10 protein-coding genes and 4 pseudogenes are annotated in these 12,152 nt (G+C 62.3%); 5 read left to right on the top strand and 9 right to left on the bottom strand.

The window, feature by feature from the left end; translation table 11 throughout:
- Positions 1-321, bottom strand: coding sequence for a metalloregulator ArsR/SmtB family transcription factor (locus ROV93_RS03935; protein ID WP_072169056.1), 321 nt, complete (start codon positions 319-321; stop codon positions 1-3).
- Positions 322-401: 80 nt separating this feature from the next.
- On the opposite strand from ROV93_RS03935, the pseudogene ROV93_RS03940 reads away from it, so the two are divergent.
- Both ROV93_RS03940 and ROV93_RS03945 read left to right on the top strand, forming a co-directional pair.
- Positions 402-845: pseudogene (locus ROV93_RS03940) on the top strand (hypothetical protein); the annotation flags it as partial.
- Positions 842-1,168, top strand: a pseudogene (locus ROV93_RS03945) (DUF6691 family protein); the annotation flags it as partial. The pseudogenes ROV93_RS03940 and ROV93_RS03945, both read left to right, overlap by 4 nt.
- 147 nt (positions 1,169-1,315) lie before the next feature.
- On the opposite strand, the gene ROV93_RS03950 reads toward ROV93_RS03945, so the two are convergent.
- From ROV93_RS03950 to ROV93_RS03980, 7 genes are all read right to left on the bottom strand, one after another.
- The gene (locus tag ROV93_RS03950) at positions 1,316-1,708 is read right to left on the bottom strand and encodes a hypothetical protein (protein ID WP_024957167.1); all 393 of its coding nucleotides are present in this window, start codon (positions 1,706-1,708) and stop codon (positions 1,316-1,318) included.
- A 428-nt stretch (positions 1,709-2,136) separates the two neighbouring features.
- Positions 2,137-2,931: a hypothetical protein gene (locus ROV93_RS03955; RefSeq protein ID WP_038646116.1), complete on the bottom strand. Its 795-nt coding sequence runs from the start codon at positions 2,929-2,931 to the stop codon at positions 2,137-2,139.
- Between the two features lie 9 nt (positions 2,932-2,940).
- Complete coding sequence (locus tag ROV93_RS03960; protein WP_051924758.1) at positions 2,941-3,513, bottom strand: hypothetical protein; 573 nt, start codon at positions 3,511-3,513, stop codon at positions 2,941-2,943.
- Positions 3,514-4,260: 747 nt separating this feature from the next.
- Positions 4,261-7,758 (bottom strand): phage tail length tape measure family protein, encoded by a 3,498-nt coding sequence (locus tag ROV93_RS03965; protein ID WP_049450005.1) that lies wholly within the window; start codon positions 7,756-7,758, stop codon positions 4,261-4,263.
- A gap of 2 nt (positions 7,759-7,760) precedes the next feature.
- Positions 7,761-7,982: a hypothetical protein gene (locus ROV93_RS03970; protein ID WP_125899025.1), complete on the bottom strand. Its 222-nt coding sequence runs from the start codon at positions 7,980-7,982 to the stop codon at positions 7,761-7,763.
- Positions 7,979-8,443 (bottom strand): DUF6631 family protein, encoded by a 465-nt coding sequence (locus ROV93_RS03975; RefSeq protein WP_049450007.1) that lies wholly within the window; start codon positions 8,441-8,443, stop codon positions 7,979-7,981. Before ROV93_RS03975 ends, ROV93_RS03970 begins: the two co-directional genes overlap by 4 nt.
- 145 nt (positions 8,444-8,588) lie before the next feature.
- Entirely contained in the window at positions 8,589-9,158 is a 570-nt protein-coding gene (locus tag ROV93_RS03980; RefSeq protein WP_061782624.1) for a hypothetical protein, read from the bottom strand.
- A gap of 249 nt (positions 9,159-9,407) precedes the next feature.
- Here ROV93_RS03980 and ROV93_RS03985 point away from each other — a divergent pair, with 249 nt between their 5' ends.
- The 3 genes and pseudogenes from ROV93_RS03985 to ROV93_RS03995 all read left to right on the top strand — a co-directional run bounded on the left by ROV93_RS03985 (position 9,408) and on the right by ROV93_RS03995 (position 11,343).
- Complete coding sequence (locus tag ROV93_RS03985) at positions 9,408-9,842, top strand: hypothetical protein (protein WP_143568576.1); 435 nt, start codon at positions 9,408-9,410, stop codon at positions 9,840-9,842.
- Between the two features lie 289 nt (positions 9,843-10,131).
- Positions 10,132-10,248, top strand: a pseudogene (locus ROV93_RS03990) (YeeE/YedE family protein); the annotation flags it as partial.
- Between the two features lie 43 nt (positions 10,249-10,291).
- A pseudogene (locus tag ROV93_RS03995) lies at positions 10,292-11,343 on the top strand (linear amide C-N hydrolase).
- Here the strand turns inward: ROV93_RS03995 and ROV93_RS04000 are convergent.
- Positions 11,340-12,119 (bottom strand): DUF6491 family protein, encoded by a 780-nt coding sequence (locus ROV93_RS04000; RefSeq protein WP_005416318.1) that lies wholly within the window; start codon positions 12,117-12,119, stop codon positions 11,340-11,342. The pseudogene ROV93_RS03995 and the gene ROV93_RS04000 sit on opposite strands and share 4 nt — an antisense overlap.
- Positions 12,120-12,152 lie beyond the last annotated feature (33 nt).

Raw genomic sequence — 12,152 nt, forward strand, 5'->3', positions numbered from 1 at the left:
TCAGCGCGCTGCATTTCCGCAGTAGGCGGCGTGCAACGCCTGCAATACGCCCAGCGCCGGCCCTTCCACCACCCGGTAGTGGATCGCCTGCGCTTCGCGCCGGGTCGCGACGATGCCAAGTCCGCGCAGCACCGCCAGATGCTGGGACAGCGCTGATGCGCTGAGCCCGGTCAGTGCCTGCAGTTCCGGTACTGGCGCCTCGCCTTCAACCAACCGGCACAGCACGCGCAGCCGTGCAGGATGGGCCAGGCTTTTGAGCAGCGCAGCGGCCTGGGCGGCATGCCCGGCCATCGCGGCACTGTCGAGCTCGATGCGGGTCATGGTTGACCTTTTGTTTTAGAAGAAGCTAATTTAGACAAATCTAATTCAAAAGGCAAGCGAATGAACGGAACAAGTGGAGGCAGGTCATGACCGTGCCGTGGGCCGCCGTCGCGGGGGGCGCATTGATCGGTGCGGCGGCGGTGGTGTTGCTGGCAACCACGGGCCGGGTAGCCGGCATCAGCGGCATCGCCGCTGGCAGCGTGCGCGCAACGCCGGGCGATCGCGGCTGGCGCTGGGCATTCCTGCTCGGCCTGCTTGCCGCTGGCGGGGGTGTGCTGTACTGGCAGGCCGTGCCAGGCCAAGCGCCCCGCGACCTGTTGCGTGACGCCTTGCCGGCGTGGCAGCTGGTTGGCGCCGGCCTGCTGGTCGGATTCGGTACGCGGTTGGGCAACGGCTGCACCAGTGGTCATGGGGTGTGCGGCTTGGCCCGCGGCTCAATGCGGTCACTGCTGGCGGTGGTGGTGTTCATGGCCTGCGCAATGTTGACCACATTCCTGATCCGTCATGGCGGCGGCTTCGCATGAGCCGCGTGATGGTGGCCGCCGGCGCGGCAGGGGCGCTGTTCGGCGCGGGCCTGGCGCTGGCCGGCATGACCGATCCGCGCCGCGTCCTCGGTTTCCTCGACATCGCCGGCGATTTCGATCCCACCTTGGCCTGGGTGCTGGCCTCGGCACTGCTGGTCAGCGCGGTCGGCCAGCGCTGGGTGCTGCGGCGCCCGCGGCCGTCATGCGCAACGGGCTTCCAACTGCCCGCTGCGCGCGGTGTCGATGTACGCCTCGTGCTGGGCGCGGCATTGTTCGGAATGGGTTGGGGATGGGCAGGCTATTGCCCGGGCCCTGCCATCGCCTGTAACGGCGCGCGATAAATGGGGCGTGGAATGCGCGATAAATGGATGCTGCCGCAGATTGCGTAGCGTGTAACGAATTTGCAGATGCAGAAACGCCCCGGATGGCCGGGGCGTCAGGTTGAGGCTGCTGTGGACCGAATAGGGCGGTCAAGCATCCAGAGCTGGATGGCCGTGCACGATCTCGCCGAGCCGGTGGACGGCAACCTCTTGCAGCTTGGCCAGCAGGCAGACCAGCGACCACACACGGGCGCGAGAGATGCCGTTCAAGTTGGCCTCGGGGCTGATCAGGTCGATGATCGCAGCGCGGGCCTCGCCAATCCCCTCATCACTGACGCCCTCCGGCAAGTTGCGTGCCTCAGTGGCGTGGAAGAGCATCGCCAGGTTATCCCGGTTGATGGCGTCGTTGTTGCCCCGGACTTCCAGCGCGTCGCGCAGGCCATTCAGCGCTCCGGCAATGGTGTCAAGGTCATCATGGGCTTGGGATGCTGCCAGCTTGAGCGAGCGGGAAGGGGGCTGGCTGGCGGAATTGGTCATGTTCATTGTCGGGTCCTCAGGTCTGTGAGTGACCGCCACCCGGACTGCAATCATGGTGGCGGACGATGCACGGTTGCAGTACCGGCCTGAGGACCGGTGGGTCTTTCGACCCCCGCGCACCGCCCGCCATAAAACTGACTGGCCGCCCCCGCCCGATGCGGGACAACAAAAAAGCGCCTTCATCGGGCGATGGGCGCTTTATGCGCCTCAGGTTGATGGGACTGCAATCCCGGACGCCCATGTGGGGCGACGGGACAGACATTACACCCCCGAGGCTGCACATGCAACAGCTCTGGGGTTGGGTGGTCACCGCCCCGTGACTTCGCCCTCGGAGAATCTGGCGAACGGCCAACGGCCGGAAGAGCAGCCCACCCTGCGGTCGTTGTTGAGGCCGAGGCCCACGGACACGCACCGCTTGTCCGTTAGCGCCTGGCTCAGCGCTCGGGAACAAACTCTTCCTGGCCGGTTTCCAGATTCATGCGCATCCAGCCCCTGACGCCATCCCGCACAACGATTGACCGAGCGCGCAGGGGATCGTCAATCGCCTCCTGTCGCCGGCGACGCTCCACGCTCTCAGTCAGCTGATTCAACCACTCCCAGCTACCCGGCTGGATCGGCTCCACCTTCACCGGCTTCGGTGGCAGGGTCAGGCCGATGCGGTGCGCATCCTTTTTCAGCAACTCCAGCTCGGACTCAATGCTGAGCATTTCCCGATCAATCTCGCCGATCTTCGCCAGCGAAGCCTTGAGCGGGAGGGCCTTGGGCCAATTTGCGATGCCATCCAGGGCGTCGGCAGTCGCCAGCTTCATCTCATCCAGGAGGAAGTAGGTAGCGGCAAGCTGGGTGAGCGGCTCCCTGTCAAAATCACCGCCGTAGACCGCTCCGCGCAGCTGTCCCGGCAGGATGCCAAGCATATCGTCGGGCTTCATCGTGTTGACCCGCATGGCCGACCCTACAGTGGCCTTCATCTGGCCGGGGTCACCGTTCCCAAAGATGGATTTCCTGAGCTCATCGGTGAGCCTCTGACGATAGTGATCAGCCTTCAGATCCAGCATGCGCCACACGAGCGTCGTGTAGTCCCTGCGCGACACGGGCTGCGAGACGATCCTGCCCCTTTCCCCGGCCAGCACCTCCAAGCGCTGGTAGCGCTCAGAAACGGCGGCAGTGATTTTCTCTTTGATCGCGCCCAGGCTTTCGATGCTGGACTGGATTTCCGTGATGGTGTTCATGGGGACCTCTTATCGTTGAATGGCCTTTTGGGCCATGATCGCGGCTTGGATAAAGCCGATAGATGGGTTGGCGTGTTGCACATCACGCGCCAGTTCGTACAACTGCATCTGTGCACGATCAACCTGGTACCCGATGGGTGCGGAGAAGTTCGCAACAGAGGGAGTGCCGCCATGCGCAGGTTCTGCAAAGCTCAACGGCTGCATTCCCTTTACAGCGGGGGCTTGAGCACCCAGAAAGCCGACATGCCGGAGGTAGTAGGTACCCGGCATGGGGTTGCCTGGCGAGTTGGGAAGGTAAATCGAGGCTGAGACGCTCTTGTAGGAGCCAGTTCGCACCGAGCCGATCAGGCTGTCATCCACATCGGCAAAGGCGTAGAGCTCGCCATCCATTTCAGCCAAGCCTCGCACCTGACCATAGGTGTTCGTCTCGACCTCAGGGTGACCGAGCACCAAGGGGGCAGCCTTTACCGCTTGGCTATAGTTGAGGGCAACGGCGGTGACGGCCCGCTTGTCGATGGTGACCGAGCCAGACTGAGAGTTCCATGTTCCAGCTCGGAAGATTTGAAATGCACGCAATGCCATTTTGAAATGCCTGTCACAGGGTAGGAATAGAGAGCTGCATACGCAGCAATCACGTGCTTCTACGGCCTATCAGTTGTTGCTTTCCAGTTCCGACCTTCACGTCGATTGCGTTCGCGGCTTCGCTGCAAGATTCGACGGACCGAGCGCTCGGAGATGCCACAGGACGCAGCAATTTCATGAGTTCTCTCTCCGGCTCGGTAGCGGGAAACAATTGCCGCGTGTTGCTCGGCCTGGCGGTAAGCCGCCATCGATGGGATATAGACCGATCCCCCAGAGAATGCCGTCAGCACAGACGCCACGGCCGCTGCACCAGCCGCCTCGCGTCTGTCCTGGTCGCACCCACGGATTACCAGTTGGCGGATGACCTCCGCTTTCAATCCGGCAATGAATCCGTCCCGGCGAGCCTTGGTGTCGCTGCGGCGTCCCGCACCTTCGGCGGAGACCGGAAAGCACAGATTGACCCCGCCATGCTCCCGCGCGACGTACTGAATAGCCGCTCCAACTACCGCAGGAACGTCCACCTCTGAATTCAGCTTGTGCAATGCACGCGCAAGAGCGGCAGCAAGGCCCTCCATCACACCCGAGCCCTCATTTGAGAATGGCGCCAAGTCGCTCACCTTTGTCGCCCACCCCTGACCCTGCCCATCGTCAGCCGCACCCCTGCCCGCTGGTGTCTGACACGCGTCTGCGGGCGCGCAGCCGCATTTGAGCGGATGATCACAAGTCTTTGAGCGTCTATCTTGCACGTCAGCCTCCCAACACCTGGCGGATCGCCTCGGAATTGCGATTGATCTTGTTAATAAACACGTGGTCACTCCCGGGGTCATCCAGGTAGTTCGCCAGCAAGCTCGGCTCCACCACATTCACCATCCGCAATCCAATGCGCGGTGCCTGGCTCGCGGGAGCGCCAGTAGCCACCATCCTCGCCATTGGCTGTGAGACCGACATGGGCTGTCCAAGGCTGACCGGGCCGCCCTCCGCGTAGCCATCGCGCCAGCCGCCGATGGCAGCCATGCCCACTCGATTGAATGCTGAGAGGAATGTCTTGGCACCAGACTGACGAACCACTTCCTGGCGCAAGACGAATTCATCGGCATGCACGATGCCGGCAGGCTGGTACTTACCACCAGGCCCGGTCCAACCACCAGTTGCAAAGCTGGCTGCACTGGACACAGCCATAGCCGCGGCAGCAGCCTGCATCTGGCTAGCGGCCTTGCTGACCGCCTGCGCGCCGATGACCAGGCCGAGTCCCGAGGACCCCAGAGTGGTTGCAGAGGTCTCCAGCTTCGCGGCACCAAGGCCAATAGCTGCACCGGCTGCTGCCGCAACCGTTGCTGCTTTGGTCATCTCTTGCGCCCCATCTCCACCGCCACTCGAACCGGGGAACAGGCTCATAAGACGCATGGCTGCGGCTTGAGCAAGCTGAGCTGCGGCGAACTCGGCAATACCCAGCGCCAAGCTGGAGAAGAAGTTGGCAATCGAATCACTCAGTGAATCGGTTTGCGTAACCAGGGACATGAACAGGTTCTTGAATGACCCTTCCAGGGTGTTGCGGATCGACTGTTGCAGAAGGCTGGTTGTTTGCCCCATCTCTTGGAGCTTCAGCTGAATCTGATCCACCGCCGCAATGACTGCCGGGTCCTTGAGCGTCAACGCGATGGCACGCATCTCCGGGAGAATCTCCCTGATGGTGCTGAGCTTGCTTTGGTAGACCGCCACAATGCGATCTTGAGCCTGCGCCTCGGTAATGAGCCCCGCCTGAAGCTCGACCTGGATGCGCTGCTGCTCGAGCGCGATCGCACCCATCGTCTGGTTGTAGGTCTCCTGCAACGTCTTGAAGCGTGTGCTCGCCTCGCTCAAGTTGAGTAGTTTGGTGACGTCGGCCGCTTTGGCTGTTTCGCCCAGCCGCTCCAGCTCCTGCTTGAGCAGGTTCAGCTCTCGGCGGGTCTTCGCCAGTTCCGCATCCGGGCCTTGCCCCTGCAATTGGGCAATTCGATCCCTGACCCCGAGCAGCTGCCGCTCAGCATCAAGGCGCTGGTCAGCCAGGTCTTTCTCCGCTGCCTTGTCCAGCAGCTCTTGCTTTGTGCGCGCAGTGGCATTCTTGAACTCACCCTCGGCAATAGCGGCCTCGATACGAGCCTTTTCGGTAGCCTTCTTGTGCATTTCATCCAGCGTTCCAACCAGCTGAATTTGCTGCTTTAGCCGCTCCAGTTCTCGCTGTGCAGCGGCCTCATCCTTCTGCGCGTCGGATTTTCGAGCCTTGGGCGTCGTCTCCCGAAACTGACTTTGTAGCTGCTTGACGCGCCGGTCATAGGCACCGCCGCTGACGCTGCCATCGTCCCCAAACACCACTCCCTTGAGCAGGTCGCTGCCGGGGCTGATCGCACGAAGCGTACGGAACTGATCGGCGACCTCCGCAGTGGCCTTTCTCAGCTTCTCGGCCTTGCTGGCACCACTATCGAGCGCACGTGCCAGGTCATCTGCTACGGCAACACCCTTTCGGCGCAGTCCTGTCACAAAAGCCTCGCCCGACGCGAGTTCGTCCTGGTCTTCCTTCTGCGCCTTCAACAGCGCCAGTCGGCGCTCCAGCTCGGCGATATCGTTGGCCCGGTTCTGATCGCTCAGATATCGAGGTGCAACGAAAGCGCCACTGCGCAGCGCCGCAAGCTGCTGCTGAGTCTTGGCAATATCGATTTCCAGCGTTGGGTTGGAAATGTTCTTCAGGTCTGCCGTAAAGGCCTGCCACTCCTGACGAAGCTGGCTCACAAAGCCAGTGAGGCCGCGAGTGGCATCCTGCACGCGCTTGAGCCGCTCGGTGTAGACGTCGGCCATATACTCCACCGCCACCCGAACCGCGTCGGTCTCGCGCCCCTGCTCTTCGAGAGAACGCACATGCTCGTAGACTTCAACGGTCAGGAAGCCATATTGGTCACTGAGCTTGCGCAGCGTTTCGGTAGGTGACTTGGCGATTTCGGAAATCTTGGCGGTGGTCGAATCGATGGAATCACCCGTCAGCTTTGCCATCGCAGCTGCTGCGCGACTGGCATCGTCCAGGGTCTTTCCTGAGAGCTGACCGCTTCGAGTGAGCTGCTCCACCGACGCGCGCGCCAGGTCGTAGTCCTTGACCAGCCCGCCAACCTCACCGGCAAGCTGGTTCAGCTGGCCAGCAGTCCTGCCCGAGCTGCCACCGTTGGCGATGATCGCCGACTCCAGCGATAGCAATTCCGTGTAGCCACGGTGGGCCATATACGCCATAGAGCCCAGCACCGCAGCGGTACCGCCGACAGCCAGCACCATCGGGTTGATGGCCGCCGCCACCGCCCTCGCAGCAGGGCCGATGCCGCCGAAAGAGTCCTTGATCTGGCCGCCCTGCTGCACCGCCACCATCCAGATCGGCATGCCTGTTGCCAGGCTGGTGGTGATATCGGTGATTTGCGCAGGCAACTGCCGCATGGCGGCCTGATACTGGCCCGCAGATACGGCCCCAGCACCCATTGAGCGCGAGAGCGCATCAGCGTTTTTGACCGCATTGCGTTGCGCGGTCAGGTCCGACAACGCGCGATTGTACTGCTCACGACTGATTCGGCCGGAGTCTACTGCAACCTTGAGTGCACGCTCATCCTGCTCGAGCTTCTGGAGCTTGACCGAGGCTTTGTCGTAGCGCCCTACAGCCCCATCCACGGCCTGCTCGCGCTGTCGCTCAGTGCGCGCGAGCGCGCCACCCTGCTTATCCAGAGTCTTGATTGCGTTGTTGTAGTCCTCGGTGCTGAGCAACCCTCTGGACATCGCCCTATCGAGCAGGGTCTCCGTTTCAGCCAGGTCGGCCATGCTTGCTGCACCGCGCTGCAACCGGGCATCAAGCTCTCCAATCATGCGAATTTCGTCAGCAACCGTCTTTTGAACGGCGGTGCCAGATGCACGCACGCGATCTGCCGCAGCTGCAACATCTGCTGACATGGCTTTGGCCGAGCCGCCCGCTGCCTCCATGCCAGCGGCACCCTTGGCAGCACTTGCCCCCGCCTCTTCCATGCGGCCTGCGGACTCAGAGCTGCTCCTGCTGGCTTTGTCCAAGGCCTGTGCAACCTTGGTGGACTTCTGCGCCAACGCGTCAAAGCCAACACCAGCAGCACTGCCAGCATCCTTAATCGAGCTCAAGCCACGCTGCAATACCGGCAGCGCCTTTTGCGCCTGCTCGATATCCACGGCGATACGCATCGCCAGTTCCATGCTGCGCTTGCTTGCCATGACTATTCCTCTGACAGCAGATGCCTGAGCAGCGCTGCGGTTTCCTTGGGTGCGCCGTTCACGGCGGCATTCATGTCGTTGATGCGTTCAGCGCGAAAGCGACGGCGCTGTAGCTGCGATTCGCGGTAGAGAAGCTGCAACTGACGTCCCGTCATTGATTTCAGTTGCTGGCAAGGCCCATAGCCCGCCTGGGTCAAGGCGCTGAAGACCTTGGCCCAGCTCACGGGTTGCTTTGGGGCGCCTCTGCGATTGCGCGCCGGAGGACCCGACGGATAAAAAAACCGGAGTTCACTCTCCACCAGGCAAGCATCAGCAGTTCACCCTCGGCCTCAGCCAGAGACTCCACCCAACTGCGTTCGACATTGGCTGACTTCGCCATCAGGTCCAGAATCACATCGGCATTGCGAGCGCAGATCGCACTCACTTGCTCGAAGCTGGGAACGGTGCTGCCTGGCTTGAACACGCCGTACAGATCTTCCAGGAAGGATCGAGCGGTAGCCTGGATGAAAAGCCCCTCGGCGAAGGTGTACTCACGTACAGAGAGCTGTTGGCCGGCCACCCGAACCTGGCCTTCGCCCATCAATATCTCCAGTTCAGCCTGGCCGCCTTCACTGCCGGTTTCAGTCATCTGCGTCGCCTCGCTGGTGCCCAGCTCGGCATCCACGTTTCCAATCTTCTTAGCCATTTTTCACCTCAGGGTCTGTGAGCGAATTGAAACAGAAGCGGACAGCTGTCTCATGAGGACCCGGGTCCGGGTGCGCACGGTACGGAAAGCGAGTAGAGGGTCCGCTTGCCGCTCTCGATGGCAAGCATCTGGAATGAACGAAGCGTCATACCTGGCACTCCTTGTGGTGCTCACCGTCCTTTAGCTTGTTCGTCGCTTGGAGGTGTTTCTCTGCACGCCTGATCATCTTGCAGACGGCTTGGGTCGATACATTCAGCATCGTCGCGATTTCGCTCCTGCTCTTGTTGTTCTGAAGGTGGGAGTGAGCCTGTAGTGCCCTTGCCAATGCGGCATCCCGTTGCCCGCTGGGTACGTAGATGCAAAGAGAGCAGCATCGAGCCAGCAGCTCCTGGCGAACGTCTTCGGTCGCAGCGGCGAGCTCCAGGTCATCCAGCAGGGCCGCCTGGCGCAGTTGATGAGAGAGTTCGTCCTCAACCAGGTCGAGGAGTTCCATCCCCAGCTTGCTGGCATGCCCTCCTGCCTTGGACCGGTTCGTCGGCAGGTAGATCGTGCTGCCTCCAAATTGGGACTTGATCCGACCACACACTTGGCTGGATACCGCGAGGGCGTCGGCATGCGGAACATCCGCGCTACTGAGGACAAGACGGATCACGTCCGTAACCTCATCGAAAAAGGTTCTGTTGGCCGACACGCTCTTGCTCCAGATGACATTCATGAAACCGGACAGCTGTCCGGGTGACGAAAGTATTCCGGTGGCGTCGAGGCAATTCCCTGAAACCAGTTTCTAGAAATGAGATTTCGCTCAAAACGCTCGGCGCCGAGCGTTTTTCCTCTATGGGGATGGCAGGCAAATCGTGCGGCGCCGCACGATTTGGGGCGTGAGACAGGCGGCAATGACTGGCAAAAGTGCCACAGTGGCACTTTTGGTGATCGGCACTGTATCGGCCAAATCATGCGAATTCGCATGATTTCTGTATTGTCCAAATGTCGCGACGTCGCGACATTTCACGCGATTCAATGGGCCTTACGAAAACGGCCGACGTCGGCCGTTTTGCCCTGGTGGACGGCCCCGCGCAACGTATGGCGGCGTTCGAAAAGCGACTCTGAGTCGCTTTTGGCAGTTTGGCAGGCGGTGTGGCATAGCCCGGGCTGGGCAAGTGTCGCCATGCGCGTCGGGTGCATCCAGTCGGCGCTCGTCGCGGCGACGGTCGCCGACAAAATCATCGCCGAACAGTACGCGAGCACTGTTGAATCAAAGGCTTACGTCGGGGCGCCCTACGCCGACGACAGCGGCAATCCGGCGACGGTCGCCACGATCAAGGACTGGTGTCATCTGATGACGAGGCTCGAAAAGCGACACGATGTCGCTTTTGGGTGCTTAGCAGGCGGTGTGGTATAGCCCGGGCTGGGCCAGCGGTGCAGTGACGCTGCTACGCCAAAACGGACATTGTGTCCGAAATGCGTCGACGTCGACGCATTTCACTCAGGCAAATGCCGCGCCGGCGCGGCATTTGGATCGAGGGTGAAGCTGGCTCAAATGTTGCGATGTCGCAACAATCGCCGCCGCTTGGCATGGATTGCCGCTGGCGCCACGTCGTCGGATCTGCACTGGGTAGTCCCGCCACATCCCGGGTAGTCCGGCATCAATTATCCCGCCCGGCCCCCTTGGAATATCTCACCCCCGAACAATCGCCGGGCTGGCGGTGGGATCGCGCGAAGCGCTTTGGTTGGTGCCGGCGATGCTTGCAGGTTTCTGGCTGCACGATCGCCTGGTTCGCCCGGGCTTCACCGCTGTGTCACCCTGAATCGCGTCATATCCACGGATCACGGGGAAAGGAGCGCAACGACATGGCACGGATGAAGTGGAAGGAAAGGGCACTGCTGGCGGTCGCGCTGGCTGCCGCAGTGGCACCGGCGCTGGCCTGCACGCGCGCGGTCTACCTGGGCGACAACGGTGATGTGATCACCGCTCGCTCGATGGACTGGAAGGTCGATGTGGCGACCAACCTCTACGTGCTGCCGCGCGGCATCGCGCGCACCGGCCAGGCCGGGCCGAAGTCGTGGCCTGGACGGCGCGCTACGGCTCGGTGGTGGCCACCGGTTATGACGTATCGACCACCGATGGCATGAACGAGAAAGGCCTGGTGGCCAACCTGCTGTGGCTGGTCGAATCGGAGTATCCGAAGCAGCGCGGCAACAAGCCGGGCCTGGCCATCTCACTATGGGCGCAGTATGTGCTGGACAACTTCGCCACCGTAGACGAGGCGGTCGCGGCGCTGCAGCGCGAGCCGTACTCGATCGTCACCGACAAGGTGCCGGGCGAAGACCGCCAGGCCACGCTGCACCTGTCGCTGTCAGATGCCAGTGGCGACAGCGCCATCGTCGAATACATCGGCGGTCGCCAGGTGATCCACCATGACCGGCGCTACCAGGTGATGACCAACTCACCGATCTTCGAGCAGCAGCTGGCACTCAACAGCTACTGGCAGCAGATCGGCGGCACGGTGATGCTGCCGGGCACCAACCGCTCAGCCGACCGTTTCGCGCGCGCCTCGTTCTACATCAACGCCATTCCCAAGGCGGAAGACCCGGTGGTGGCGCTGGCCAGTGTGTTCAGCGTGATCCGCAACGCCTCGGTACCGTATGGCATCACCACCCCGGGCGAACCGAATATTTCATCCACGCGCTGGCGCACCGTGGCCGACCACAAGCGGCGGTTGTACTTCTTCGAATCGGCACTGACACCGAACACCTTCTGGGTCGACCTGAACAAGGTCGATTTCGGCGGCAAGGTGCTCAAGCTCGATCTCGGTCCGGACCAGCGCAATACCTTTTCCGGCGACGCGCTGGGCCACTTCGTGCCCAGCGCACCGTTTGCGTTCCTCGGCGTCGACGGTTAGTTCGACGCCTGGCTGGAAGCCGGATAGACCGCCTGGATCGTGCAGCCGCCGCGGGTGTACTGCGGCAGCGGCGCCAGCGCGTCGTTGCGCAGGTCACCATTCTCGAATCCGGCGGTGAGGATGCGATCGCCCGGATTGCCACAGATCAGGCCGTTCTGCATGCCGGAGTGGAAGCTCAGCTGTGGCGCACGGTCGAGCTGGCGGCAGTGGCTGCCAAGCTCCACGCGATAGTAGCGGTGACCCCCATTGCGATGCGGATTGGTCTCCACCAGCATGCCCTGCGGGTCGGACGACCACGCGCGCACGTTGCGCGTGGCAAAGCAGTACGACGGCGAACCACCGAAACTGCGGCGGATGTCCCTGCGCTCGCGGATGGTCAGGGCGGGCAGGGTGGCCATGCGCAGGCGATCGCTGTCGCGGGCAACGCTGGCGTAGTCGCGATCCTGCACGGGGGTCACCGCGCTGATCGCGCAGCTGCGGCCATCGACCACCACACGCTCGCTGGGGCGACCGCAGGCCCAGCCGGCGGGTGCTTCAAGTTTCAGCGTGGTGGCACCGCGGACGCCGGGACACTCTTCGCTGAAGTCGATCCGATAGGCCTGGCCCGAGGCGGCTCGCAGGGCGATTGAACGCGATGAAGCCTGCTCCACTTCCTGGACGCCGACCGCGTCCATGCAGTGCGGGGCCGGTGGCGTACGTTCCTGCGCGGAGGCCGAGGCGGTGAGCGCCAGGCCGAGGCTGGTGGCAAGCACCAGGGACAGCTGCTGATGGGTCATGACCTGCACCCCCTGCGTTGGATGACGGATCGA

This window comes from Stenotrophomonas maltophilia group sp. msm4 (genome assembly GCF_032025605.1).
GTDB lineage: Bacteria > Pseudomonadota > Gammaproteobacteria > Xanthomonadales > Xanthomonadaceae > Stenotrophomonas > Stenotrophomonas sepilia.

Bases quoted from the DNA above. Each gene is read 5' to 3' on its own strand.
- ROV93_RS03935 (WP_072169056.1), bottom strand. From the start codon at position 321: ATGACCCGCATCGAGCTCGACAGTGCCGCGATGGCCGGGCATGCCGCC.
- ROV93_RS03950 (WP_024957167.1), bottom strand. From the start codon at position 1,708: ATGAACATGACCAATTCCGCCAGCCAGCCCCCTTCCCGCTCGCTCAAG.
- ROV93_RS03955 (WP_038646116.1), bottom strand. From the start codon at position 2,931: ATGAACACCATCACGGAAATCCAGTCCAGCATCGAAAGCCTGGGCGCG.
- ROV93_RS03960 (WP_051924758.1), bottom strand. From the start codon at position 3,513: ATGGCATTGCGTGCATTTCAAATCTTCCGAGCTGGAACATGGAACTCT.
- ROV93_RS03965 (WP_049450005.1), bottom strand. From the start codon at position 7,758: ATGGCAAGCAAGCGCAGCATGGAACTGGCGATGCGTATCGCCGTGGAT.
- ROV93_RS03975 (WP_049450007.1), bottom strand. From the start codon at position 8,443: ATGGCTAAGAAGATTGGAAACGTGGATGCCGAGCTGGGCACCAGCGAG.
- ROV93_RS03980 (WP_061782624.1), bottom strand. From the start codon at position 9,158: ATGAATGTCATCTGGAGCAAGAGCGTGTCGGCCAACAGAACCTTTTTC.
- ROV93_RS03985 (WP_143568576.1), top strand. From the start codon at position 9,408: ATGATTTCTGTATTGTCCAAATGTCGCGACGTCGCGACATTTCACGCG.
- ROV93_RS04000 (WP_005416318.1), bottom strand. From the start codon at position 12,119: ATGACCCATCAGCAGCTGTCCCTGGTGCTTGCCACCAGCCTCGGCCTG.